We start from the raw sequence: 25,448 nt of genomic DNA, 5'->3' as shown, positions 1-25,448 counted from the left end.
ATAAATATATTTATAACTAATAAAAGTGTGAGCCAAAAGTTCATTACCAATATCTTGGCAAGAACTTAGGCAAGCACCTTTTTTTAATGAAAATGAGATTAATATGTCTTTTAAGAAAAATAAAAAAGGAAAATCTAATAAAAATAACAAAAAATCCAAGTGGTTTTGGAGAATTGTCTTTCTTATAGGACTTTTGGTAATGCTTTATCCTTTGATAAACCGTATGTATTATCGAATCGAATCAAACGAACAGGTCACAACTTTTAAGACTGGAACGGATAGTTTGGATTCTGAAGATATCAAAAGAAGAATTGATTTGGCACGTGCCTACAACGATTCTCTAACAGGCGCCATAGCAGATGATCCTTACAGCAAGAAAAAAAGAGAAGAAGGCAGAAAAGAATACGCTCGTATGCTTGAAGTTGAAGAAATGATTGGCCACGTTGAAGTTCCAAAGATTAACCAAGATTTGCCAATCTATGCAGGAACAAGCGAAGACATTTTGCAAAAAGGAGTAGGCCATCTAGAAGGAACAAGTTTGCCAGTTGGAGGAAACTCAACGCATGCAGTTTTGACAGCCCATTCTGGACTTCCAGAAGCGACACTTTTTACCCATCTAAACGAGCTTGAAATAGGCGATAAATTTTATGTACACAATATCGAGGGAGTTTTAGCCTATCAAGTCGACCAGATAAAAGTTATTGAGCCAAGTAACTTTAAAGATTTGATGGTAGCTCCAGGCCATGATTATGTAACACTTCTTACTTGTACACCGATAATGATTAACACTCACAGACTTATAGTAAGAGGTCACAGAGTGCCTTATGTTGCGGCAGTTGATGAAGAATTGATCAAGACCAACAAGACTAACTGGATATTTAGAATATTATTTTTCGTAGCCTTATTATTAATTTTCCTACTAATTTTTAGACTTTTACGACTAAGACGAGAAAATAAAGACTATTATAAAAGACTTGAAGAAGTTAAAAAAGAACAGGATAATATCAAAAATTTACTAAAGGGAAGTCCTTTTAGGATAAATAAGAAAAAAGTAGATATCTTTGAGCAAATGGGCAATACTAACGATAACTATTATCCAAATATAAGCGAAGAAGGAAATAGCGATGAATAGGCTAGATAACTTCAAGAGAAACTTGCCCTTCATTCTAGTCTTTCTTTTAGGGCTTGGAATATTCTCTTATCCAATGATAAGTCAAAAATATTATGAGATAGAAGCAAATAATGAAGTTATAGAATTTGTCAAAAAAACTGACGAAATTGACAAAGAAGATATCAAAAGACGTATAGCCTTGGCAAGAGCTTATAACCATACCCTAGATCCATCAAGACTTGCAGATCCTTTTACTGAAGAAGAAAAAGCAGGAAGAGCTGAATATGCAAGAATGCTTGAAGTAAATGAGATGATAGGCCACGTTGAAATTCCAAAAATCAGACAAGATTTGCCAATTTATGCTGGAACAACTGACGAAGTTTTGGAAAAAGGTGCAGGCCACTTGGAGGGAACGAGCTTACCGATTGGTGGAGTTTCAACTCACGCTGTAATCACCGCCCACAGAGGTTTGCCAAATGCCAAATTATTTAGAAATCTAGATGATCTTAGAGAAGGAGATATTTTTTATATTCACAATATAGAAAAAACTCTTGCCTATAAAATCGATAAAATTCAAGTTGTAGAACCATCAAACTTTGATCCGGTTTTGGTAGTAGATGGTCACGATTACGCAACTTTACTAACTTGTACACCTTATATGATCAATTCCCACAGACTTTTGGTAAGAGGTCATAGGATAGATTATCAACAAGCCATAGATGATGGTGTTGCAAATACACCAAGACTAAAGCCAGACTTTTTCCAATTATTTTTGATTATGTTGCCATTAATAGGATTTTTGCTAATCATTGTAATTAGAGAAAGCAAAAAAACCAAGGAAATTTCAAAGGAGGTAGAAATCATTGAAGAAGAAATTAATTCTATCAAAAACTAGCATCATAGGATACTTGCTAATTCTTATAGGCCTACTATTTGTTAGTATTCCTTTGACCAGAAGATCCATAAATGATTACAAGGCTTTTAAAGCTGATCAAGAATTTATAGAAAAAGAAAAACAAAGACCAGCTGATCAAATAAAAGCAGAAAATGAAAATGCAGAAAAATACAACGAGGTAGTTAGAAATTCTGATTTGTCGGTAATAGATCCTTTTACAGCCGATGAATATCAAACAAATTACGTAGATTTCAAAAACACCGATACTCCTTTTGCCTACCTGCTAATCCCAAAACTTGACAAAAACTTGCCAATTTATTTAGATGCAAATAACCACCATTTGGCAATTGGCGTTGCTCAAGTTGATGGAACATCAATTCCAATTGGCGGGGCAAACACTAGATCAGTTATAGCAGGCCACAGAGGTTATTGGGGCGATACCATATTTTTATACCTAGACCAACTAGAGGCAGGCGACTATGTTTATGTACAAAGAGCTGATAGGACCATGCGCTATGTGGTTTCTGACAAAGAAGTCATAGGCCCTTACGATTGGAATAAGCTAAAGCCTAGGGAAGATGAAGATATGCTAACACTACTAACTTGTAGTCCATTTTTGCCACCAAGACCAAACAGACTTTTGGTAAATTGTATCAGAGATGAAGAAACAAAGGAAATTGCAGAAGAATTCACCCTTCCATCCAAAGACTTGCCAATAAGTCAAAATGAAGAAGCTTCTGTAGATAAGACAGTTACAACAACAAGAATTATAACCCTAATACTTGCGATAATAGCGATAATTTTATTTATCCTAATTTTAATTAGATTTATAAATAGGATAAGAAACACAATATCATACAAAAAACACTAATTATTGGGTAAATATAAAGTAAATTGAAGCTAAATAGAAAGGAAGATTTATTATGAAATTTTTGGTATTTTTAGCTGACGGATTTGAAGATGTCGAGGCTCTAACAGTAATCGATTACCTAAAAAGAGCAGAGATAGAAGTTGATACAATAAGCATAAAAGATAGTTTAAAAGTAACAAGTAAGTCAAATATTATTATAGAAGCTGACAAAAAACTAGAAGATCTAGAAACTTCTTCCTACCAAGGCCTTTACATACCAGGAGGCACAAAGGGAGCAGAAAATCTTAGAGATTGCCAAAAAGTAATAGAAATAATCAAAGAATTTGATAGGGAAAATAAAACAATAGCTGCAATTTGTGCAGGGCCAATAGTCCTAAACAAGGCTGGAATTTTAGCAAATAAAAAAGTCACATCATTTCCAACAATTAAAGATGACTTGGATAATATAGGAGAATATATTGACGATCAAATACTTGTAACAGATGGCAATATCACAACAAGTAGAGGAGCTGCCCTTACAAATTACCTAGCTTTTAGACTAATAGAAATTCTAAAAGGCAAAGAAAAAGTAAAAGAAATTTTCAAAGGCACCCAACAAGAGGCAATAGATTCCTATTACAAAATCAGCTATGACTATATAAGCTAAAGGAGAAAAAAATGGAAAAAATCAACAAAATTTTTATCCTAGGTGGAGCAAGTTTTCTAGGCTATCACACCATCAAAGAAGCAGTAAACAGAGGCTACCAAGTCAAAACTGTAGATATAGTAGATTTGCCAGAAAATTTGAAATTTAAAGCAGAAGACAAAGTAGAATTTATTATAAACAACATATTTAGCAAATCAGATCAAGAAATAATTGACATCCTAAAAGATTGCGATAGCTTTATCTACGCTGGTGGAGTAGACGAAAGAGTTGTTCCACAAAAACCAGCAGGCAAATTTTTCTACGAGAAAAACGTCTTGCCAACTCAAAAATTTGCAAGACTTGCAAAACTAGCAGGAGTTAAAAACTTTGTATTATTCGGCTCTTACACATCAGAATTTGCAGAAAATGACTTCGAACTAAGAAAATACAACTACCACAAAGAAGCCTACGTGCAAACAAGACTCATGCAAGAAGAAATTGCAATCTATGAAGGCGATGGATCAATGAAAGTATCAATTCTAAGACTTCCTTATATATTTGGCTACATGGAAGGCAAAACTCCAGTTTGTAAAATGTATGTAGAAATGATCAAAGATATGGAATTTATGCCAGTAACAAATGGTGGGATGTCAATAGTAACAGCAAATCAAGTAGGTCAAGCGGCAATATCTGCCCTAGAAAATGGCGAAGACAAAAAAGCCTACCCACTAGCAACAGGATACATTTCCCACAAGGACTTCTACCAAAAAATCATAGAAGAATTAGGACAAGAAGATATAACCAAACTTCAAGTAATGAGCTTTGATGACCTAGAAGAAGCCTACAGAGAAGATGAAAAACTCACAGATAGCGAAGGCGTAGAACATGGCATCCGCCAAATAAATATGCTAAGAGCCAACTGCAGGGAATTAAAAATCGACAGCCAAACAGCCTACAAAGACCTAAGAGTAAAAGAAGAAGACCTAGACCAAGTAATAAAAGAAACCATACACTTTGCAAATAACTAGAAAAGAGAGATATTGAAAAATATCTCTTTTAAAATGCCCAAAAACTTATTATCTTTGGGAAATTAAGTGTCTTTCCCACCCCCCCCCTGGCATGTTGAGCGGAGGGAATCGAAGATTCACGTAGTCGAAACATCTCTTGGGAATAATATTTTTTATAATCATTATTATGGTAGTTATTTTGATTATAAATATTTATTTGATGTCTTAAATTTTTATATTAATTTACTTTCTCGCCTCCGTTCTTGGAGGGCGGCTTTAAGATTGAGTTTAAAAAATTAAGAAAAAACATATAAATAATTTTTGTTTGTAGATTATTTAGTTATCTTATTTCTTTTATGTTTTCGTTTTTTATAAAAAATTGCCTCCGTTCTTGGGGCGTAGGGACGAGGGGTTACGGAGACCCCTACGTCCCTTCCCCCAAACCCCCTTACCCTTGTTACCCCCGCCGCCCTTGCAGGGAGCAATGAGTAGTAGAAGTTCGCTCCGCGAATTCTTCTTTTTTAAAAATATGTTTAATAAAATTTGAAAATATCAGTCAGTATATTGTATCAATTTTCTAATTTTATTTTCAAAAAGGAATTGCTTCGGAATGTTCCATTTTTAAATCTAAAACCACTTGGCTTGTTGAGCGTTACTTCTCCCATCTGGCATGTTGAGCGGAGGGAATCGAAGATTCCTGTAGTCGAAACATCTCTTTTTTTACTTGAAATTTCTAATAATCATCATATCATACTAATAATAGGAGGATAATATGACCAATACTAAACTAAATATTAATATAGACAAAAATTTAAAAGATCAGGCACAAAAAGTCCTTGATTCACTAGAAATTGATATGAGTACGGCAATTAGAATGTACTTAGCACAAGTAGTTAGAGATAGAGAAATTCCCTTTACTCCTTCACTAAACAACCCAAACGAACAAGCAAGATTTGAAGCAGAAAATAATGATACAATAAAATTCAAAGACCTAGAAGAACTAAAATCATATATTGAAAAATTATAAATATGAAATATTCAATTGAAATCACAAAAAGATGTGAAAAAGATATTAAAAATTACAAGAAAAAACACTACGATTTTAGCTTGTTTTATGAAGTCGTTGAATTATTGGCAAATGATGACAAAAAAATATTAAAAACAAAATTTAAAGACCATGCTTTATTTGAAAATTGGAAAGGTTATAGAGAATTACATCTGGAAAAAAACATTTTAATAATTTATAAAATTGATGAGGAAAAACTTGCATTAACACTTACAAGGATAGGATCTCACGATGATCTTGGATTAAACTGATTATAATAAAAAAATTTACTAGATTCTAACCATAAAGCAATCCCACCAAATTTACAAAAATCCTTTTTTATGATACACTTAATGTCTAAGAAAGACTTATAAAGTCCTAAACTGAAATAAAATTATTATCATAAGAAAGGAGGCTTTATGGCTTTGATAATTGCAATTTTGCCCGAAGAAGTAAAAGGAGTTGGCATTTGCTCTCGTGTCTATACTCAAAATGACTCCTACATCGACTACAATACACCCACTCTAATGCTTGAAAAACTCTACAAGCAAAAAGGCAAAAGCAAAAAAGAAATGGATAAGAAATTTACCAAACTAACCCAAATAAAAAGAAATATTCCCTACACAATCGATTCAAATCAAGTATTTTTCGCCTTCAAATTTAGGCAAACCACCTACGACAAACAATCACGTGGTTTTGTAAACGTCACATTTGTAAGAGAAATAAAAGATAATTACATAATACTTAAAACAGGTGAAATGATAGCAACCCTAAACAAACAAGAAAGTCTAATCCAAAACAAAAACAACGCCATGATCATGCTACTAAGAGAAATCCTAAAAATCCAACAAGAAGAAAATAATGCCATTAGGTTTTTGAATGGAAATGTTATTAGTTAAAATCTTTTTTTATTTTTTCCACCTGGCATGTTGAGCGGAGGGAATCGTAAGGTTCCCGTAGTCGAAACATCTCTTGGGAATAATATTTTTTATAATCATTATTATGGTAGTTATTTTGATTATAAATATTTATTTGATGTCTTAAATTTTTATATTAATTTACTTTCTCGCCTCCGTTCTTGGAGGGCGGCTTTAAGGGACTTTCGATTGTCCCTCCAAAGCCCCCTCCAAACCTTCCAGCAAACCTCACCCTATAAACGACCATTGCATGGAGCAATAAATGTAGGAATTGCTTCGCAATGTCCTATTTGAAATGAATTTTAATAAATTGAGAGAATAAACTGATTGATGAGCTAAAGTTTTTAAAAAGCCAATTATTAAAAAAAAGAATTCGCGAAGCGAACTTCTACTACTCATTGCCCCACGCAGTGGCGGCGGGGGTAACAAGGGTAAGGGGGTTTGGGGGAAGGGACGTAGGGGTCTCCGTAACCCCTCGTCCCTACGCCCCAAAAACGAAGGCAATTTTTTAAAAAAACGAAAACATAATAGAAGTTAGATAACTAAATAATCTAAAAATAAAAAATATTTATATGTTTTTTCTTAATTTTTTAAACTCAATCTTATAGCCGCCCTCCAAGAACGAAGCTGATCTGTAATAATAAGAAAATCCACAAGATACAAAAAGGATTATTATGCCAACTCAAAAAAAACCCAAAACCAATATTATTACAAAAAACAACAAACCTCTTGACACTTTCAAAACAAATGTTAAAATTAATATAACTGGCGATGTTTATATAAATGAAAGTGAAAAAATTAAGTTTTTTTTCCAAAACATGAGTGCAAAATATTGTCAGTTGCTAAGGTTTTTTTACTTGAAAAATACATAAAACATCAAAATTTTATGTATATTTGAAAAAGAGGATCAAAAGCCTTAGAAATTTCTTGTTTTACCTAAGCTTTGAAACAAAGTAATTTACACATTGTGTAGAAATTGTGAAGTATTTTTAGAGAATATTTTTTAGAAATATTGGCAAATTTTTCAAATGTGTTGCAATTTTGTAGCAAAGAGTGTATTATAAGAAGTGAAAAGTGAGTACTAATTAAAAATTAGTAAAAATTTAAAGGAGATGTTTAAAATGAAAACAAATAAATTCGCAGCAGGCGCTTTAGCACTAGCTATGGGTCTTGCAGCAATAGCTCCAGCTTACGCTGACACAACAACAACAACAGAAACAACAGGAACAACAAAAGCAGAATTCCCAGCAGCTTGGCAATATACAGAAGCTGGTAAAGCTTATGTAAATGCTTTCAACGCTTGGAGAAAAGCAACTAAAGAACACGATGATGCATTAGCAGCTTTCAATGCAGCTAAAAAAGCTTACAATGATGCAGTAGCTGAATTAAAAGATAGCCACGCAAAAATCGTTGCTCAATTTGAAAACGTAAAAACAGCTTATCATGTAGCTGTAGCAGAATATAAAGACTTCTTTGAAGCTAACAAAATTACTTTAACTCCTGCTGCTAAAGCAGGCACACAAAGCATTGCAACAGATGAACCAAAATTAAAAGAAGATCATAAAGAATATGACTTCCTATCATACAAAACAATTAATGCATATGATCTTTTCAAAGAATATGAATTTACAAGAGATGCTTCTACATCTAATAAAATTACTGATGCAACAATCAAAGGAGCAATCCAAAGACTTAATAATGATTTAAAATTATTAAACGGTGAAATTGCTACATTTAATGCACTAATTAATGACAGAGCAGAAGGATTACTTGAAACAAAAATCAACAAATTACACAAAGCTTACAATGAAGCTCTAGAAAAAGAAGAAATGGCAGCTGAAAAATTAGCAGCAGCTAAAACAGCTCTTGATCTAGCTAGAGATGCAGCAGTTAAAGCTGGTGGTGACAAGAAAGCAATCTTTGAAGCTGAAAAACTTGGTGATGTTACAATAATCACAAAGACAACTACAACAACAACAGAAAAACCAGCTGTTAATAAAACAACTGAAACAACAACAACAGAAACAGTTAAACCTGGTAAAGTTGACAAAGGAATCTCTGCTGAAACAAGAGCAAAACTTGAAGCAGCAATCAGAGACGCTGAAATAAAAATCGAATCTGTTAAATTCCTAAAAGAAAATACACCAAAGACAATTGCTAAAGTTGTTGACAAACTTGACAAAATAGTTGCTGAACAAAAAGAACTTATCAAATCAGCTAAAGAATTACTTGGTCAAAAAGTTGGATTTAGCCTAATTTCTACAGCTTATGCAGATGATGAAAAAACAGCTGAAGAAAAAGCTAAAGAATTAACAGACAAATTAAACGAAAACACAGCTGAAATCGAAAAAACATTAAAAGAAAACGAAGCTAACCAAGGTAAAGAAGAAAAACCAGCTGATACAAAAAAACCAGAAGAAAAACCAGCTGATACAAAAAAACCAGCTGATACAAAAAAACCAGCTAAAAGAGCAGGTAACAACGCTAAAACAGGTATCGCTGGAGTAGCAGGAGTTGCAGGCGTATTAGCAGCAGCTTCAGTAGCTTACGCTACAAGCAAAAAAAATAAATAATCTATCTAAGATTAATTATTAAAAACAAAAAGAGCCAGCAAAAGAGTGCACTCACAGGCTCTATAAATATAAAGTAACGCGCGGTACTCACTTGAAAAAACCACCCACAATGTTGTGGGTGTTTTTTTGTGGTTTTTTTATATTGACTGTTTTGGTGTCTTATAATTTTATGTAAATTTTACTAAATGGCTCCGTCCTTGGAGGGCGGCTTTAAGATTGAATTATAAAAAATCAAAATAAAATATAAAAATATTTTTTTAATTACAAATTTTTTAAACTTTTTATATCTTTTATTTATTTGTTTTATTAACAATTAGCTTCGTTCTTGGGGCGTAGGGACGAGGGGTTACGGAGACCCCTACGTCCCTTCCCCCAAACCCCCTTACCCTTGTTACCCCCGCCGCCACTGCGTGGGGCAATGAGCAGAAGAAGTTCGCTCCGCGAATTCTTCTTTTTTTAATCATTGGTTTTAAAAAGCTTTGGAACATCAGTCAGTTTATTGTTTCAATTTTCTAATTTTATTATCAAATAGGACATTGCGAAGCAATTCCTACCCTTGTTGCTCCATGCAATGGTCGTTTAAGGGTGAGGTTTGCGGGGTGGTTTGGAGGGGGCTTTGGAGGGACAATCGAAAGTCCCTTAAAGCCGCCCTCCAAGGACGAAGGCTATTATTAAAATTATGATAAATTAAAAGACACCAAATTTTTCTATTTTCCTATAACATTTATACTCAGCTGGCATCCTGAGCGGAAGTTTGCTTTTGCAAACTGGAGTCGAAGGATCTTGGGGGTGTTTTGTTTTATTAAAAATTGCCTCCGTTCTTGGGGCGTAGGGACGAGGGGTTACGGAGACCCCTACGTCCCTTCCCCCAAACCCCCTTACCCTTGTTACCCCCGCCGCCACTGCGTGGAGCAATGAGCAGAAGAAGTTCGCTCCGCGAATTCTTTTTTTTGAAATAATTGAGTTATAAACACTTTAGAATATCAGTCAGTTTTTTATTCCAATTTTCTAACTTTATTTTCAAATAGGACATTGCGAAGCAATTCCTACCATTGTTGCTCCATGCAATGGTCGTTTAAGGGTGAGGTTTGCGGGGTGGTTTGGAGGGGGCTTTGGAGGGACAATCGAAAGTCCCTTAAAGCCGCCCTCCAAGAGCGAAGACAACTTATTAAAAAACCGAAAACATAAAAGATATCGATTCATTTAATAATATTAAATTTTTAACTTCACCTCATATAGTATATAATTATCCTAAAGACTAGAAAAAAATAAAAAAGATCCAAAACTTTTACCACCACTGGAGCAATTATGACTAAAAATTTTTCTAAATACAATAAAAAAATAAAATTCCTTAAAAAATCAATTCTCGTAATATTTGGCATTTTCTTTTTAACTTCTTGTGGAACTATAAGCGAAAAACCACAATCCTTGCCTAAAACTGAAAAATTGGAAGCTAAATCTGAAGAAATTCACGATCTTAATAAGCTTTCAGCCTTTATTTTTGATAAGCTAAAGGGGCAAAAACTTATTAGAAATTATGGTGAGGATACGGGTCGGACTGAGATTATTTTTGATGAAGATGGAAATTTCCATGGTTCATATCTTGGGACAATCAAAAATGACGGTTTTGATGGAGGGCTAGACCAATATGCCAAAAATTGGTATTTGGTTGGAGAAATTCACGAATCAACTTTTGAGGGGAAATTTAAACTCGTTAAGCAAGTTAATGACTATGTGCTAATGATGCAAATGGAGGAATTTACCATCACGTCAAAGTATGGCGCCCACGATGGCACGCATTTTAATGTGGATTTTGCCTTGGGAATTAAGGCTGATGCTGATTATTATTTATTTATCCCCAAAACACCAGAAGAATTTTTGCCAAAAGAGCAAACAAAGCTAAAAGATAATTACAAATTAGAAGATTCAACGGAAGATAAAACTGACGGTTTTATTTTGTGGAATAAGTACCAAGACGAAGTTTTTAACCAATTGCATTATCAGTGATATTATTATTTGATTATTGCAAAATTCAAAGAGAATATGGAGGAGAAAATTGTCAAAAATAAAAAAAGAAGAAATTTCCGCTAAAGGATTATCGATTAAACAATCCAAACTTTAACCCCCTCGAATTCGAGGGGTATTTACAAGAAGAAGGCATCAATGCTTTTACCTTATCTCCTCAAAAATTGAAATTTCTTTATTTGAGTTTAGAAAAATTTTTAGAGATGTATGAAAAAATATAAAGAAAAAGACCTTGGTTAAAATCAACTAATCTGATCCAATAAAGAGCAAATTAGTTTATGATTTTAACCCTAGGTCTGTTTTTTATATGTTGATTTTTAGTATTCTCATTGAATAAAGGACTGCTATTATTGATACTCCAACATCTCCAAAGATTGCTAGCCACATATTGGCAAAGCCTAGTAGGCCCAAAATCAAGATGGCAATTTTTATTGAAAGTATAAAAATAATATTATTTTTGACAGTTTTGTTGGTGACATCAGCTATGTCCATTAGCTTACCCATTTGCTCAAATTCGCCATTTACAATTAGTATGTCGGAAGATTCTATAGCCAAATCGCTTGCTCCCTCGCCCATAGAAATTCCAAGATCTGCCTTGGTCAAAACTGGTGCATCGTTGATGCCATCGCCAACAAATACTACTTTTTGACCAGATTGTTGATAATTTTCCATAATCTTTAGTTTTTCATCAGGCATTACTTCTGCATAGTATTTGTCAAGACCCAAGGCCTTTGAAGTTTCCTTAACTGGTATTTCAGAATCGCCAGAGACAATTGCAATGTCTGTGAAATGTTTTTTTAGTCTTTGTAAGGTTTTTTTGGAATTTGCTTTTATTTGATCTTCAATTATTATTTTCGCACAAATTTTACCATCAATTGATAGATAAATTGCTCTTTGGTTTTCTTCTTGGTCAAATTCTACAAATTTTTTAGATCCAAGTTTTATTAATCTACCATCATTGGTTTCCGCTTTTACGCCAAGACCTTTTTCGTTTGAAATTTCTTTAAATAATTGAGGTTTTTCTTCTCTATCTAGGGATTTTACAACCGCTTGGGCTATGGGATGAGTTGACATTAGCTCTATATTGTAGATGTAGTCGAGAATTTTTTCCTTATCTTCTTCTCCATAATAAATAATATCTTTTAGTTCAAATTCGCCAGTTGTTAGAGTTCCAGTTTTATCTGAAAGTAGGACTTTGGACTTATCCAAGGCTTCAAAACATTGGCTACCCTTAATCAATATTCCATTTTTGCTAGAAAGGCCAAGGCCTGACATAAATGTTAGTGGAACGGATAGGACCAAGGCGCAAGGACAAGATATTACCAAAAAGGTTGCCGCCCTAAAGATATAATCGTAGAGATTTTTGTTAAAAAATACTGGGGGAACTATTGCCACTAACAAGGCAATACCAACAACTATTGGCGTATAAACTTTGGCAAATCTGCTTACGGTTTTTTCGCTTTGTGATTTGCTTGAAGCGGAATCTTCAATTAGCTCCATAATCTTTGCCGCAAGTGAATCTTCAAATTCTTTTTCTGCACGAATTTTTATAATTCCTTCTTTCATAATTGAAGATGAAATTATTTCTGAGCCGATAGAAACTTCAACCGGCATAGATTCACCAGTTACAGAAGAAGTATCGATCAGTCCTTCTCCTTCGACAACTACGCCATCAACTCCAACTTTTTCCCCATCACGAATCAAAAGTATATCGCCAACTTTTATATCGTCAAGGTCAACTTGGGAAATTTCACCATTTTCATTTACTATATTTGCAATATCTGGAACCAAATTTATCAAATTTTCGATATTTTTTCTAGATCTGTAAGATGCAATTTCCTCAAATAATTCTCCAAAGCTATAAAAAAGCATAACCGCTATGGCCTCTACATATTCTCCAAGGGCAAAAGCCGCAAGGGAAGCTATGGACATAAGAAAATTCTCATCGAGCGCTTGGCCGTTAATGACTCCCTTAATACCTTTTGTGATTATTTCCCAGCCAGCCAATAAATAAATGGCTAAAAAAATTATCATCATCAAAGTTTTATTTGAAATATTTCTAGAAAGTAGATATGAAAATAAGGTAAAAATCCCAAGAAAAATTAGTTTTGTGAGTGTTTTTCTGTGATTTTCTGTTATCTGCTTAAACATAATAGCCTACTTTTTGACAAAATTTGTTCCTGGTTCGTATTTTTCTGCAAGGCGATTTGCTTCTTCCATGATATTTTCTATATCAGCATCGTCAGTTGTTTCTAGCTTTAATTTTCTTGTAAGAGCTGAAAGATTGACATCTATAACGCCATCAATTTTTTTCATAGCATCTTCGATTTTTGTAGCGCAATGTGGGCATAAATTTTCGCTTTCTATATTGTATTTGTATTTCATTTATTTCTCCTTTATGTGTTCTAATCCACTTTTAAAAATTGTTTTAACATGGTCATCGGCAAGTGAATAAAATATGGACTTGCCATCTCTTTTTGAAGCAACTAAATTATTATCCTTTAAACTTTTCAGCTGGTGACTTATGGCTGATTGGCTCATTTCCAAGTCTTCGGCTATGTCACCAACGCTCATTGGGCCATTAAAAAGCTCATTTAAAATCCTAAGTCTTGTCGAATCTCCAAAAAGCTTAAATAAATCTGCCAGATCGAAAATTATTTCTTCGTCAGTTAAAGTTTTCATATACACCTCTATTCATATGATCATATGTTCATATTTATTGTAACTCATATATTTATTTTGTCAAGAAAAAATTTTTGATTTTGGGTATAAGTATTAAAAAGAAAAGCGAGGAATAATATGGATGATAAAAAATTAAAACAAATAGGAGCGATAATAGCAATCATTGCATCAGTTGTACTATTTTTTAAAAAACAAGGCGGAGTTGGATTTTTCTTCTTGCTAATAGGCTTGATTTTATTTATAAGGTCAAAAAAAGGTGAGAATTATATGTCAATGTGAATTTTTTGGTAGAGGGAATATTTTTTATTTTTAGATTATTTAGTTATTTAATTTCTTTTATGATTCAATCTTTTTAATAATATGCCTTCGTCCTTGGAGGGCGGCTTTAAGATTGGGTTTAAAAAAATCAAAATAAAAACATAGAAATATTTTTTTATTGTGAATTTAATAATAATTAGATTTCTTTTATTATTCTATTATTTAAAAAAATTGCTTCGTTTTTGGGGCGTAGGGACGAGGGGTTACTAGCCCGTCCGGCTTCTGGAGGACAGACCCCTACGTCCCACGAAAACCCGCTTCTTCGAAGCTCTTCCGTGCTACCGCACTCTGTTTTCGGGATAAACACCCAAAATCAATGGGTGTTTATCTCCCCCAAACCCCCTTACCCTTGTTCTACGAAAACTCGCTTCTTCGAAGCTCCTACGTGCTACCGCACTCTGTTTTCGGGATAAAAGCCCAAAATCAATGGGCTTTTATCTCCCGCCGCCACTGCGTGGAGCAATGAGCAGAAGAAGTTCGCTCCGCGAATTCTTTTTTTGAAAAATAGTTTTAAAAAGTTTGAAAAATCAGTCAGTTTTTTGTCTCGAATTTGTGATGATAATTTCAAATAGGACATTGCGAAGCAATTCCTACATTTATTGCTCCATGCAATGGTCGTTTATAGGGTGAGGTTTGCTGGGTGGTTTGGAGGGGGCTTTGGAGGGACAATCGAAAGTCCCTTAAAGCCGCCCTCCAAAAACGAAGGCAATTTATTAAAAAAAAGAAAACATAAAAGATATTAAATTATTATATAATCAATAAAAAAATATGTATATACTTTTATTTTTATTTTTTATAACTCAATCTTAAAGCCGCCCTCCAAGGACGAAGGCTATCATTAAAATTATGATAAATTAAAAGACACCAAATTTTTCTATTTTCCTAAAACACTTATACTCAGCTGGCATCCTGAGCGGAAGTTTGCTTTTGCAAACTGGAGTCGAAGGATCTTGGGAGTGTTTTTTTATAAATATTTTCCAATTCCAAGGAGATGTTTCGACTCGCTTCGCTCGCTCAACATGCCAGGTGGTTCTAGGTTTTCAAATAGGACATTGCGAAGCAATTCCTACATTTATTGCTCCATGCAATGGTCGTTTATAGGGTGTCGTTTGCTGGGTGGTTTGGAGGGGGCTTTGGAGGGACAATCGAAAGTCCCTTAAAGCCGCCCTCCAAGGACGGAGGCGAGAAATTAAATTAATATAGAAATATAAGACATATATCATATATCGTGATTAATAAAAAAATTAGCTTAAAAATTTCTATTAAAAAAATCGACTAGGCTTTCCCTAGTCGATTTTTTTGTTTTTATGCTAGCTTATTCATATGATAAGAAGCTATTTTTTCTTTTATTTCTTCTAATTTTGTATCTTCATTAATGTCTATTGCTATTTCAAAGGCAGATTCTACAAGAGGAGAGCCTGCTATTATGACTTTTTCCTTGAGATTTTCATCTAGCATATCATAAGCCATTTGGCAATTCATCATTGATGAACCTAGGTCAAAGAATACTACTAGACCATCTTCGGCAAGTTCTGTCATTTTTTGGTTTATTTCTTCAAAGTTTGAGCCAAGTTCTCCATCTTCTGTGCCACCAGAATATTCTATTCTCACATTTGCTGCCATTTGCGAAATTAGTTCTGTAAGGCCTTGGGCAAGCTTATTGCTATGACTTGTTATTAGAATATTAATCATTTAATTCTCCAAAAGCAGTTTTTATCATCAAATAAGAGCTTGCTGCACCTGGGTCTATATGACCAATTGATCTTTCTCCAACATAGGAAGCACGTCCCTTGTTTGCCTTGTATTCGCTGGTTTTTTCCATTTTTTCTTTGGCAAGCTCTATAATTTCTTTATAAGATTTGCCTTCGTTAAGTGCATCGGCAACTGGTTCTAGGACATCGACCATGGTTTTATCCAAAAGATTTGCCTTGCCCCTTTGTTTAACACCCTCAACTCCACTTTGGAAAGCTTTGTTTAAAACTTCGCGGTTTAAATCTTCTATATTATTTAATTCTTGAGCAAATTTCATGAAAAATGTTCCATAAAGTGGGCCACTTGCTCCACCAACTTTGGAAATTAGGGTCATAGAAATTTTCATAAACAAAGATTTGTAATCGGAAAATTCGCCCTCAATAGCTTCTTTGGCAAAACCAAAACCCTTTGCCATATTTACTCCGTGGTCAGCATCGCCTATTGATCTATCAAGGTCTGTTAGATAATCTTTGTTTGCTATAATCTCATCTGAAACTTTGTTTAAAATTTCTTGTACTTTTTTTATTTCCATTATTTCCTCACTACGTGAACTTCTTGATCTAATAATTTTAGTCTTTCTTCGTCAACTCTATAAAGGGTGATTGAAAATCCTGCCATATCCATACTGGTCATGAAGTTTCCTATATAAGTTCTAGCAACTTTGATGCCTTTTTCTTTTAGATAATCTGCTAGGGAATTGTTTATTATATAAAGTTCCATTTCTGGTGTTGCGCCCATGCCGTTTACAAATACTGCATATTCGCTATCTTTATCTTCTATTTCTACTAGGAGTCTGTCAACCATTTCCTTTACGATTTCATCAGCAGTTTTCATTTCTTCTTTTTGGATACCTTCTTCGCCGTGGATACCGATACCCATTTCTATTTCGTTATCTGCTAAAGTAAAGCTTTCTTTGCCATCTGCTGGATTTATGCAAGGTTTTGTTGCCATGCCGATAGATTTGATATCTTTTACGATTTTTTCTGCCATTTCTTTGATTTCAGCTAGGCTTGCACCATTTTCTGCCATTGCACCAAGAGTTTTGTGAACAAATAGTGTACCACAAACGCCACGTCTATCTTCTTTTTTCTCAACAACTATATCGTCGTTAACAATGACATAATCAACGTCAATGCCTTCCATTTGAGCCATTTCTCCAGCCATTTCAAAGTTCATAACGTCGCCTTGGTAGTTTTTGATTACCATAAATACGCCCTTGCCTGAATTTGCTTTTTTGATAGCTTCTAAAACTTGATCTGGAGTTGGAGATGTAAAGATATCACCTGCTACAGCACAATCTAGCATACCTTTACCAACATAACCTGCGTGAGCTGGTTCATGACCTGAGCCACCACCAGAGATAAGACCAACTTTGCCAGCAACTGGCGCATCAATTCTTGCGATAACGTTGGTGTTTTCAAGTCTTACAATTTCCTTAGGATTTGCCTTTACAAGTCCATCTAGCATTTCATCTACGATATTTTGCGGATTGTTGATTAATTTTTTCATATTTTCTACCTTTCTAATCCTTTCTTAAATTTTCCGATTCCTCTGATAGATATATACCCAAAAAATCTTTTTCTAATAATTTATGATAATTGAAAAAACCTAGTAAAATAGTATATTTTACTTGAACTTTGAAAATTATTAGTCAGGATTTTTATCCTGAGTTTTTTATATATTTTAAAAATTAAGAAAGGAAAATTTTTTGCAGAAATTTAAAATAAATTCTAGCTATAAGCCTAAAGGCGATCAGCCAGAGGCTATTGAAAAATTATCCCAAGGGCTAATTTCCGGCAAAAAACACCAAATTTTGCGAGGAGTTACAGGCTCTGGTAAGACTTTTACTATGGCAAATGTTATTGAAAAAGTTCAAAGGCCGACCCTTATTTTGGCTCATAACAAGACTTTGGCCTACCAATTATTTACAGAATTTAAGGAATTTTTCCCAGATAATGCTGTGGAATATTTTGTTTCCTATTACGATTATTACCAACCAGAAGCTTATGTTGCCGCAACTGATACTTATATTGCCAAGGATTCTTCAATCAACGATGAGATTGATAAGATGCGACATTCTGCAACCATGGCGCTTTTTGAAAGAAAAGATGTAATTATTGTGGCAAGTGTTTCTTGTATTTATGGTTTGGGAGATCCGATTGATTACAAAAAACTTGTGGTAAGCCTTCGTCCTAACCAGGAAATTGCTCCAGAAGAAGTTATGAGAAAGCTAATCGACGTTCAATATGTGCGAAATGATATCGACTTTGATCGTGGAACTTTTAGAAGGCGTGGAGATATTTTGGATATTTTCCCAGCAGGCTTTGACCAAAAAGCTATAAGAATTGAGTTTTTTGGCGATGAAATAGAAGAAATTTCTGAATTTGACTCATTAACTGGCAAAGTTACGGCAAAACTAAGCCATGCTTATATTTATCCGGCAAGTCATTATGCCACAACTAGCGAAAAAACCGAAAAAGCTATTATAACCATAGAAGAAGAACTTGCTGAGCGCTTAGATGAATTAAATAGGGAGAATAAACTTCTCGAAGCTCAAAGACTTGAGCAAAGAACTCGTTATGATATAGAAATGCTAAAGGAAATTGGATTTTGCTCTGGAATTGAAAATTATTCAAGACACCTTAGCCAAAGAGCACCAGGTTCCAGACCTTACACACTTATAGATTATTTTCCAAAAGATTTTTTGCTAATGGTCGATGAAAGCCATGTTTCAATTCCACAAGTTGGTGGAATGTATGAGGGAGATAGGAGTCGTAAGCAAAATTTGGTTGATTATGGTTTTAGACTTCCTTCAGCTCTTGATAATAGACCATTAAAATTTGCCGAATTTGAAAGTTTAATCAATCAAGCAATTTACGTTTCAGCAACACCAGGACCTTACGAAATGGAAAAAACCAAGGGTCAAATGGTCGATCAAATCATACGACCAACTGGACTTTTGGATCCAAAAGTTGAAGTTCGTCCAACAGAAAATCAAATTGACGATCTGATGAATGAAATTTATAAGACGACCGAAAAAGGCGATAGGACCCTTGTTACAACACTTACTAAGAAAATGGCAGAGGATTTGACAACTTATCTTACCCAAAATGGCATCAAGGTAAAATATTTACACTCTGATATAAAAACCATCGAAAGAAGTGAAATTATAAGAGAGCTTAGACTTGGAGAATTTGATGTATTAGTTGGAATCAACCTCTTACGTGAGGGTCTTGACATACCAGAAGTAAGTTTTATTGCAATTCTAGATGCAGATAAGGAAGGATTTTTGCGAAGTGAAAGATCCCTAATCCAAACCATAGGAAGAGCTGCCAGAAATTCCGAGGGACACGTAATTCTTTATGGAGATAGCATTACAGGCTCTATGAAAGTTGCAATGGATGAAACGAAACGCAGACGTGAAATTCAGACGGAATTTAACAAAAAACACAAGATTACCCCAACTACAATTAGAAAAAATATCGGTCAGATGATTCAAGTTACAAAGAAATTGGAAGATAATGACATTGAAGAATTTACAGCTGATGATATAGATACAATAATTATTAATCTTGAGGCGCAAATGTATAAGGCGGCTGAGGAATTGGACTTTGAAAGAGCTGCCAATATTCGCGATCAGATAAAGAAAATGAAAGAAAATTTCCCAGGAGTATAAATTGACAGAACATGATATAGTTATAAAAGGTGCAAGAACCAACAACCTAAAAAATATCGACCTAAGATTGCCAAGGGATAAAATGATTGTTTTTACAGGACTTTCCGGAAGTGGGAAGTCCACTTTAGCCTTTGATACAATTTATGCAGAAGGACAAAGGCGCTATGTGGAAAGCTTATCATCCTATGCCAGACAATTTTTAGGAAATCTTGATAAGGCAGATTGTGATTCTATAGAAGGGCTTTCTCCTTCCATTTCAATCGATCAAAAAACAACCAACAGAAACCCAAGGTCAACTGTGGCGACAGTTACAGAAATTTACGATTATTATAGGCTTCTCTTTGCAAGAATTGGAGATGCTTATTGTCCAGTTTGTGGCAAAAAAATCGAGGCTCAATCCATAGACCAAATGGTCGATAGGGTTTTGGAATTACCTGAAAAAACAAGAATACAAATACTTTCTCCAGTAATTCGTGAGAAAAAAGGAACACACAAAAAAGCTTTGGCAAATATTCAAAAACAAGGCTTTGTAAGAGTTCTTGTAGATGGAGAAATTCATAATTTGGAAGATGAAATAGAGCTTTCCAAAACAAAAAAGCACGACATTTCAATAATTGTCGATAGAATCGTAGTAAAAGAAAATATCAACACTAGACTTTCAGATTCCATAGAAACTGCCCTAAATCTTTCCGATGGACTTGTAATAATCGATATAATAGACGGTGGAGAAATCCTAATGAGCAGCAAACTTGCCTGCCCTGATGGCCATATGTCTTTGCCAGAAATAAGCCCAAATATGTTTTCTTTTAACGCACCTTTGGGTATGTGTCCAGATTGTAATGGACTTGGTTTTCATCTACAAATCGACAAAGATTTGATAATCCCAGATAAAAATTTATCCATCAACCAAGGAGCAATAGAACCTTATGCTTCTGCAGGCAAAGGAACATACTACAATGAAGTTATAAATGCCATAGCAAAAACTTACGATTTTTCACTTGATGAACCGATAAAAAATGCGCCGAAAAAGATGATCGATGAGATTCTTTATGGGACAAAAAAAGAAATTACCTTTGTCTTTGACAGTCATTTTTCCGGCAGAAAAAGATACACTGCCAAATTTGAGGGAGTTTTAAAAAATCTCCACGACAGATACCAAAGAAGCAATTCAGAAGATGTAAGGAAAAAATTTAGATTATATATGAGCGAGGAAGAATGTCAAACTTGCCATGGCGATAGGCTAAAGCCAGAAGTTTTGGCTATAAAAATTGCCGATACCAATATTTCCGAACTTACAAGCTTATCTGTAGAAAAATCCTTAGAATTTTTTGAAAATCTAAAACTTTCGCCAATGAAAGCTCAAATTGCCGAGCTTATTGTAAATGAAATCAAGGCAAGGCTTAAATTTTTAAATGATGTTGGACTTTCCTATCTGTCATTAAATCGTAAGGCCTCAACCTTATCAGGCGGAGAAAGTCAAAGAATAAGGCTTGCTACACAAATAGGCTCAGGTCTTGTGGGAGTTTGCTACGTCCTTGATGAACCGTCAATTGGCCTTCACCAAAGAGATAATGACAAATTGATCAAATCTTTGAGAAATCTAACCGATATTGGAAATACTCTAATAATAGTAGAGCATGACGAAGATACCATAAGAGCTGCCGATTATTTGGTAGATATTGGACCTTTGGCAGGCATCCACGGCGGTGAAATTGTGGCAAAGGGAAGTGTTGATGATTTAATAAATTGCAAAAATTCCATAACTGGAGATTATTTATCCGGCAGGAAAAAAATTGCCCTACCTCAAAAAAGACGAACAAGCAATGATTTTATAGAGATCAAGGGAGCTAGAGAAAATAATCTAAAAGGAATCGATGTAAAAATTCCTCTTGGAGTCCTAACATCTGTAACGGGAGTTTCTGGATCTGGCAAATCCTCACTTATTAATGAAATCTTATATAAAACCGTAACCAAAAAATTAAACAAAACAAAAATAAGACCAGGAAAACACGATGAGATCTTAGGCCTTGAAAAAATCGACAAAATAATAGCTATTGACCAATCGCCAATAGGCAGAACTCCAAGGTCAAATCCTGCAACTTACACCAAAGTTTTTGACCATATTAGAGATGTTTTTGCCATGACCAACGAAGCAAAAATGCGTGGCTATGCCAAAGGCAGATTTTCCTTTAATGTCAAGGGCGGTCGTTGTGAAGCTTGCTCTGGTGATGGTACAATCAAGGTAGATATGATGTTTTTGCCAGATGTATATGTGCCATGCGAAGTTTGCCATGGCAAGCGTTACAACAGAGAAACTCTTGAGGTAAAATATAAGGGCAAGGATATTTCTGAAGTTTTGGATATGACTGTCGAAGAAGGCTTAGAATTTTTTGAAAATCATCCGCCAATAGTTAGAAAATTGCAAAGTCTATACGATGTTGGACTTGGTTATATTAAAATTGGCCAACCGTCAACCGAATTATCTGGAGGAGAAGCTCAAAGGGTAAAACTTGCAACAGAACTTTCCAAAGTCGGCACAGGACAAACACTTTATATATTAGATGAGCCAACCACAGGCCTTCATATGGCAGATGTCCACAAACTAATCGATGTTTTAAATCGTTTGGTCGATCAAAATAACACAGTCGTTGTAATTGAGCATAATCTTGATGTTATAAAAGTTTCTGATTATATAATCGACCTTGGACCTGAAGGAGGAGATGGTGGGGGCAATTTAGTAGCATCTGGCACTCCTGAAGAGGTATCCAAGAACAAAAATTCATATACAGGCAAATATTTAAAGAAAATATTAAAAAAATAGGAGAAAAATATGGGATTAGAAGATAAAAGAGATAATAAAATTGATACAAGCAAAAATGGCAGACCAGTAAGCTTTTCTTTTGGAGATGGCAATGATTTATTGATTGATTTACCAAATGAAATTCCAGGACTAAAAGATATAAACTTAGACAATCTAACAGAAGATAAAGCCAAAGATCTAATTGCAAAAATAAATGCAAATTCAAAAGAAATTGACGACTTACTAAAATCTGTGGGAATTGACGACATAAGCAAATTAAACTTAGACGATATTGAGAAATAAATCTAGGAGACGAACATATGCTCGTCTCTTTTTTGTCTTAAAAATTTCTTGTTGACAAGTACACTTGGCATATGTATAATTAAATTACCAAGTATACTTGTCAATAAGGAGAAAAATGTGGACAGAGAAGAGATACTGGCAAAAAGCAGAAAGGATTATGAGAAAAATGATGAATATCTATTAGATGCATTGACAAAAGCAGGCAAGATTTCAAGTCAAGTAGGACTATTTGTGACTGCTGTAATAGTAGCTGGAGATCAATTTTTTTTCAATACTTATAATTTTGGTGCTCAAGCCATATACTTTGCTATTATGGGAACTATGAACATAGTTAGATATAAATATATCAAAGAAAAGAATAACCTAGTTTTGGGAATAATATTCTCCCTTGGTGCAATACTAAGTCTTATCGCTCATTTTATGAGTTTTAACTAATAAAGGTTCACCTATGAATGAAGAATTGATACTAAAAAATAGGCTAAAAGAAGTAAGGAAAGCCAAGGGTTATTCCCAACAAAAGTTAGCCGATGAAGTAGGAGTTTCTAGAAACACTATTAGTTCAATTGAAACTGGTCAGTTTAACCCAACTGCCAAGCTGGCATTGATTTTGTGTATAGCCTTGGATGAAAAATTTGAGGATTTATTTTATTTTTAGCAATGTCAAGCACTGACAAATGAAAGTAAAATTATTAGAAAATATTAATTATTCATTAAAAATTATTAACAATATATTATAAAGGAGTAAAGCTATGATTGAGATAATCAACATATCTAAATCTTTTGGCAAAGTTCAAGCCTTGGATAATGTCTCTTTTACAGTTGAAAAAGGTGATGTCTTCGGCTTGATTGGTCAAAATGGGGCAGGAAAATCTACGCTTTTTAGGTGCATGATGAACTTTTTTGACGATTATGAGGGCGAAATTTTATACGATAATGAGCCAATAGCAAAAATTCCCCTAGAAAAAATCGGATTTTTGCCAGAAGAAAGATCACTTTCACCAAAAAAGACCATAGAAGAAGAAATAAGATATTTTGCAAGACTTAACCAAATGAAAAATTTGGACAAGGACGAGCTTCAAAGATGGTTTGATAGATTTGAAATTAAGGGAAAACTTACTGATAAAATCAAATCTCTATCAAAAGGTAACCAACAAAAAACTCAACTTCTAGCAGCAATTATCTATAAGCCTGAATTTGTAATCCTTGATGAACCATTATCAGGACTTGACCCTTACAATATCAGACTTTTAGAAGATATCATTAAAGAATTAAATGCCATGGGAATGACCATTTTATTTTCATCTCACAATATGGAAAATATCGAAAGCTTATGCAACAAACTTGTGATGCTTAAAAATGGCAAGGTGGTTTTAAATGGAAGTCCAAATGAGGTAAGAAATTCTTTTGCCAGAGAAAAAGTCATCATAGAAACTGATAAGGATATTTCCCCAATAATTGAAGGAAAGGTCAAAGCCTACAAAAAAATAGGAAATATTTGGCAAATAGAATTATTTGATGAAGAAGATTCCAAAGATTTATTTAAAGAAATTTCTGAAAAATGTGGCTTTGTTTATCAATTTAACCAACAAGCACCAAGTTTAAACGAAATTTTTGCAAAGGTGGTGGAAAGCTATGAATAGAATGAAAATTGTTGCAAGAGAGACTTTCCTTAGACAAATAAAATCGGGAGCTTTTTGGTTTATGGTTTTATTTCCAATAATAATGATGGCAATTTCTCTTTTGATTGGCTATTTTACAGGTTCTTCGGCTGGGAACATGGCAATAGTTACTGATGATAATCTTAAAGCATATTTTGAAGATAATCCTAACTATGACTTTAAAATTACAAGCGAAGAAGAGCTAAAGAAATTATTGGACGATAAGGAAGTATCTTCTTATGCAAAGGTAAGAGAAGAAGATGGAATTGTTGTGGCAGATTATTTTGAGGGCAAGGCTTCTATGAGCGAGAAAGTCATCCTACAAAGCACTTTAGGTCAAATTCAAAATGGCATTAATATGAAAAATGCAAATCTAAAAGAAGATCAAGTTAAATCTTTGGCAAAAAGTCCTGTAATTAACCAAATTGCAGATAAAAATCAGGACAATAAATTCTTAGGAATGGCGATTTATTTTGTATTTTTGATACTGATGTATATGATAACTCTAACCTTTATCAATGTTATATTAACAGAAACAGCTACAGAAAAGGGTACAAAGATGATAGAATTTATTTTCTCATCAGTTAGACCTGGAGATTATTTTGAAGGCAAAATTCTTGGGAATTTCGGGGCAGTTCTTGTACAAATTGCAATTTATATAATAATGGGAACTATAGGATTCAACATAGCAAAAGCTTATGGTATACTTGATGGTCTGCCTTTAGATTTTTCTGTAAATGCAAATTCTCTTGCCATTTTTGCTGAGATTATAGTATTGTTTTTGCTAGGAATCTTCTTATTTTTAGTTGTCGCTGGAATGCTAGGCTCATTTGCAACAAAAATTGAAGATGCTGGAAAGATGGGCATGCCTTTAACAATGGGCATTGTCATAATGTTTTTCTTAGCAATGACTTTGATGAACAAGGGAGATGTGATCATTTCAAAGATCCTCTCATATCTTCCATTTGCATCGACATTCTTTATGCCATTAAGGCTTTTAAATGGTTATGCAAATTTACTTTCAGGAATAATTGCCATAGCAATACTTCTTGTAGCCATCTTTTTATTCTATAAATTTGGAGAGAAAGTTTACAAGAAAAATATCCTAAACTATTCAACTGAAGGATTTTTCTTCAAAAAGAAAAAATAATATTAAAAGTAATTCCCCCAATTTTTTTAAATTGAGGGAA

General features: G+C 34.0%; 24 protein-coding genes. 18 read left to right on the top strand and 6 right to left on the bottom strand.

The features are described from left to right. The first annotated feature begins 103 nt into the window (after window positions 1-103). From CS884_RS07420 to CS884_RS07370, 10 genes are all read left to right on the top strand, one after another. Window positions 104-1,132: a class C sortase gene (locus CS884_RS07420; RefSeq protein WP_099321249.1), complete on the top strand. Its 1,029-nt coding sequence runs from the start codon at window positions 104-106 to the stop codon at window positions 1,130-1,132. Then, window positions 1,125-2,006, top strand: coding sequence for a class C sortase (locus tag CS884_RS07415; RefSeq protein ID WP_099321248.1), 882 nt, complete (start codon window positions 1,125-1,127; stop codon window positions 2,004-2,006). Before CS884_RS07420 ends, CS884_RS07415 begins: the two co-directional genes overlap by 8 nt. Further along, a complete protein-coding gene (locus CS884_RS07410) occupies window positions 1,975-2,877 on the top strand; it encodes a class C sortase (RefSeq protein WP_099321247.1) in 903 nt (300 codons plus the stop codon). The genes CS884_RS07415 and CS884_RS07410 overlap by 32 nt, the downstream gene beginning before the upstream one ends. Before the next feature lie 52 nt (window positions 2,878-2,929). Further along, the gene (locus CS884_RS07405; protein WP_308216804.1) at window positions 2,930-3,523 is read left to right on the top strand and encodes a DJ-1 family glyoxalase III; all 594 of its coding nucleotides are present in this window, start codon (window positions 2,930-2,932) and stop codon (window positions 3,521-3,523) included. 11 nt (window positions 3,524-3,534) lie between these two features. Further along, window positions 3,535-4,530, top strand: coding sequence for an NAD(P)-dependent oxidoreductase (locus CS884_RS07400; protein WP_099321245.1), 996 nt, complete (start codon window positions 3,535-3,537; stop codon window positions 4,528-4,530). A gap of 751 nt (window positions 4,531-5,281) precedes the next feature. Further along, window positions 5,282-5,536 carry a type II toxin-antitoxin system RelB/DinJ family antitoxin gene (locus CS884_RS07395; RefSeq protein WP_099321244.1) on the top strand — a complete coding sequence of 85 codons (255 nt, stop codon included), beginning with the start codon at window positions 5,282-5,284 and terminating at the stop codon, window positions 5,534-5,536. Window positions 5,537-5,538: 2 nt separating this feature from the next. Further along, complete coding sequence (locus CS884_RS07390; protein WP_099321243.1) at window positions 5,539-5,826, top strand: type II toxin-antitoxin system YafQ family toxin; 288 nt, start codon at window positions 5,539-5,541, stop codon at window positions 5,824-5,826. A gap of 147 nt (window positions 5,827-5,973) precedes the next feature. Then, window positions 5,974-6,453 (top strand): hypothetical protein, encoded by a 480-nt coding sequence (locus CS884_RS07385; RefSeq protein ID WP_099321242.1) that lies wholly within the window; start codon window positions 5,974-5,976, stop codon window positions 6,451-6,453. Window positions 6,454-7,592: 1,139 nt separating this feature from the next. After that, entirely contained in the window at window positions 7,593-9,044 is a 1,452-nt protein-coding gene (locus CS884_RS07375; RefSeq protein ID WP_099321240.1) for a hypothetical protein, read from the top strand. A 1,308-nt stretch (window positions 9,045-10,352) separates the two neighbouring features. Beyond that, window positions 10,353-11,051, top strand: coding sequence for a hypothetical protein (locus tag CS884_RS07370; RefSeq protein ID WP_099321239.1), 699 nt, complete (start codon window positions 10,353-10,355; stop codon window positions 11,049-11,051). Window positions 11,052-11,372: 321 nt separating this feature from the next. Here CS884_RS07370 and CS884_RS07365 read toward each other — a convergent pair whose 3' ends face one another. The 3 genes from CS884_RS07365 to CS884_RS07355 are packed head-to-tail and all read right to left on the bottom strand — an operon-like array spanning window position 11,373 to window position 13,751. Further along, complete coding sequence (locus CS884_RS07365; RefSeq protein ID WP_099321238.1) at window positions 11,373-13,220, bottom strand: heavy metal translocating P-type ATPase; 1,848 nt, start codon at window positions 13,218-13,220, stop codon at window positions 11,373-11,375. Window positions 13,221-13,226: 6 nt separating this feature from the next. Beyond that, window positions 13,227-13,454: a heavy-metal-associated domain-containing protein gene (locus CS884_RS07360; RefSeq protein WP_099321237.1), complete on the bottom strand. Its 228-nt coding sequence runs from the start codon at window positions 13,452-13,454 to the stop codon at window positions 13,227-13,229. Then, window positions 13,455-13,751 carry a helix-turn-helix transcriptional regulator gene (locus CS884_RS07355; RefSeq protein WP_099321236.1) on the bottom strand — a complete coding sequence of 99 codons (297 nt, stop codon included), beginning with the start codon at window positions 13,749-13,751 and terminating at the stop codon, window positions 13,455-13,457. It lies immediately after the preceding gene. Between the two features lie 117 nt (window positions 13,752-13,868). Between CS884_RS07355 and CS884_RS10630 the strand changes: the two genes are divergently transcribed. After that, window positions 13,869-14,030 carry a hypothetical protein gene (locus CS884_RS10630; protein WP_180753310.1) on the top strand — a complete coding sequence of 54 codons (162 nt, stop codon included), beginning with the start codon at window positions 13,869-13,871 and terminating at the stop codon, window positions 14,028-14,030. 1,344 nt (window positions 14,031-15,374) lie between these two features. Here CS884_RS10630 and dhaM read toward each other — a convergent pair. From dhaM to dhaK, 3 genes are read right to left on the bottom strand one after another with little or no spacing between them, the layout of a single operon-like run. After that, entirely contained in the window at window positions 15,375-15,761 is a 387-nt protein-coding gene (gene dhaM / locus CS884_RS07350) for a dihydroxyacetone kinase phosphoryl donor subunit DhaM (RefSeq protein ID WP_099321235.1), read from the bottom strand. Further along, the gene (gene dhaL, locus CS884_RS07345) at window positions 15,754-16,353 is read right to left on the bottom strand and encodes a dihydroxyacetone kinase subunit DhaL (protein ID WP_099321234.1); all 600 of its coding nucleotides are present in this window, start codon (window positions 16,351-16,353) and stop codon (window positions 15,754-15,756) included. The genes dhaM and dhaL overlap by 8 nt, the downstream gene beginning before the upstream one ends. After that, window positions 16,353-17,330, bottom strand: a complete 978-nt coding sequence (gene dhaK / locus CS884_RS07340) for a dihydroxyacetone kinase subunit DhaK (protein ID WP_099321233.1) — start codon at window positions 17,328-17,330, stop codon at window positions 16,353-16,355. The genes dhaL and dhaK overlap by 1 nt, the downstream gene beginning before the upstream one ends. A gap of 199 nt (window positions 17,331-17,529) precedes the next feature. On the opposite strand from dhaK, the gene uvrB reads away from it, so the two are divergent. From uvrB to CS884_RS07305, 7 genes are all read left to right on the top strand, one after another. Further along, window positions 17,530-19,497 carry an excinuclease ABC subunit UvrB gene (uvrB, locus tag CS884_RS07335; RefSeq protein WP_099321232.1) on the top strand — a complete coding sequence of 656 codons (1,968 nt, stop codon included), beginning with the start codon at window positions 17,530-17,532 and terminating at the stop codon, window positions 19,495-19,497. Window position 19,498: 1 nt separating this feature from the next. After that, window positions 19,499-22,318, top strand: coding sequence for an excinuclease ABC subunit UvrA (uvrA, locus tag CS884_RS07330; protein WP_099321231.1), 2,820 nt, complete (start codon window positions 19,499-19,501; stop codon window positions 22,316-22,318). A 9-nt stretch (window positions 22,319-22,327) separates the two neighbouring features. After that, window positions 22,328-22,600: a hypothetical protein gene (locus tag CS884_RS07325; RefSeq protein ID WP_099321230.1), complete on the top strand. Its 273-nt coding sequence runs from the start codon at window positions 22,328-22,330 to the stop codon at window positions 22,598-22,600. Between the two features lie 117 nt (window positions 22,601-22,717). Further along, on the top strand, window positions 22,718-23,035 hold the full coding sequence (locus CS884_RS07320) for a DUF6442 family protein (protein WP_099321229.1): 318 nt from the start codon (window positions 22,718-22,720) through the stop codon (window positions 23,033-23,035). A 13-nt stretch (window positions 23,036-23,048) separates the two neighbouring features. After that, window positions 23,049-23,255, top strand: coding sequence for a helix-turn-helix transcriptional regulator (locus CS884_RS07315; RefSeq protein WP_073998293.1), 207 nt, complete (start codon window positions 23,049-23,051; stop codon window positions 23,253-23,255). Between the two features lie 94 nt (window positions 23,256-23,349). Further along, window positions 23,350-24,240, top strand: coding sequence for an ABC transporter ATP-binding protein (locus tag CS884_RS07310; protein WP_099321228.1), 891 nt, complete (start codon window positions 23,350-23,352; stop codon window positions 24,238-24,240). Next, window positions 24,233-25,408, top strand: a complete 1,176-nt coding sequence (locus tag CS884_RS07305) for an ABC transporter permease (protein ID WP_099321227.1) — start codon at window positions 24,233-24,235, stop codon at window positions 25,406-25,408. The genes CS884_RS07310 and CS884_RS07305 overlap by 8 nt, the downstream gene beginning before the upstream one ends. Window positions 25,409-25,448: the final 40 nt, after the last annotated feature.

This window comes from Anaerococcus sp. Marseille-P3625, from assembly GCF_900232825.1.
Lineage (GTDB): Bacteria > Bacillota > Clostridia > Tissierellales > Peptoniphilaceae > Anaerococcus.
This window is presented reverse-complemented; position numbering and strand designations above follow the sequence as displayed.

Bases quoted from the DNA above. Each gene is read 5' to 3' on its own strand.
- CS884_RS07390 (WP_099321243.1), top strand. From the start codon at position 5,539: ATGAAATATTCAATTGAAATCACAAAAAGATGTGAAAAAGATATTAAA.
- CS884_RS10630 (WP_180753310.1), top strand. From the start codon at position 13,869: ATGGATGATAAAAAATTAAAACAAATAGGAGCGATAATAGCAATCATT.
- dhaL (WP_099321234.1), bottom strand. From the start codon at position 16,353: ATGGAAATAAAAAAAGTACAAGAAATTTTAAACAAAGTTTCAGATGAG.
- CS884_RS07415 (WP_099321248.1), top strand. From the start codon at position 1,125: ATGAATAGGCTAGATAACTTCAAGAGAAACTTGCCCTTCATTCTAGTC.
- CS884_RS07375 (WP_099321240.1), top strand. From the start codon at position 7,593: ATGAAAACAAATAAATTCGCAGCAGGCGCTTTAGCACTAGCTATGGGT.
- CS884_RS07400 (WP_099321245.1), top strand. From the start codon at position 3,535: ATGGAAAAAATCAACAAAATTTTTATCCTAGGTGGAGCAAGTTTTCTA.
- CS884_RS07305 (WP_099321227.1), top strand. From the start codon at position 24,233: ATGAATAGAATGAAAATTGTTGCAAGAGAGACTTTCCTTAGACAAATA.
- CS884_RS07360 (WP_099321237.1), bottom strand. From the start codon at position 13,454: ATGAAATACAAATACAATATAGAAAGCGAAAATTTATGCCCACATTGC.
- dhaK (WP_099321233.1), bottom strand. From the start codon at position 17,330: ATGAAAAAATTAATCAACAATCCGCAAAATATCGTAGATGAAATGCTA.
- CS884_RS07365 (WP_099321238.1), bottom strand. From the start codon at position 13,220: ATGTTTAAGCAGATAACAGAAAATCACAGAAAAACACTCACAAAACTA.
- dhaM (WP_099321235.1), bottom strand. From the start codon at position 15,761: ATGATTAATATTCTAATAACAAGTCATAGCAATAAGCTTGCCCAAGGC.
- CS884_RS07310 (WP_099321228.1), top strand. From the start codon at position 23,350: ATGATTGAGATAATCAACATATCTAAATCTTTTGGCAAAGTTCAAGCC.
- CS884_RS07420 (WP_099321249.1), top strand. From the start codon at position 104: ATGTCTTTTAAGAAAAATAAAAAAGGAAAATCTAATAAAAATAACAAA.
- CS884_RS07355 (WP_099321236.1), bottom strand. From the start codon at position 13,751: ATGAAAACTTTAACTGACGAAGAAATAATTTTCGATCTGGCAGATTTA.
- CS884_RS07325 (WP_099321230.1), top strand. From the start codon at position 22,328: ATGGGATTAGAAGATAAAAGAGATAATAAAATTGATACAAGCAAAAAT.
- CS884_RS07405 (WP_308216804.1), top strand. From the start codon at position 2,930: ATGAAATTTTTGGTATTTTTAGCTGACGGATTTGAAGATGTCGAGGCT.
- CS884_RS07385 (WP_099321242.1), top strand. From the start codon at position 5,974: ATGGCTTTGATAATTGCAATTTTGCCCGAAGAAGTAAAAGGAGTTGGC.
- CS884_RS07395 (WP_099321244.1), top strand. From the start codon at position 5,282: ATGACCAATACTAAACTAAATATTAATATAGACAAAAATTTAAAAGAT.
- CS884_RS07370 (WP_099321239.1), top strand. From the start codon at position 10,353: ATGACTAAAAATTTTTCTAAATACAATAAAAAAATAAAATTCCTTAAA.
- CS884_RS07315 (WP_073998293.1), top strand. From the start codon at position 23,049: ATGAATGAAGAATTGATACTAAAAAATAGGCTAAAAGAAGTAAGGAAA.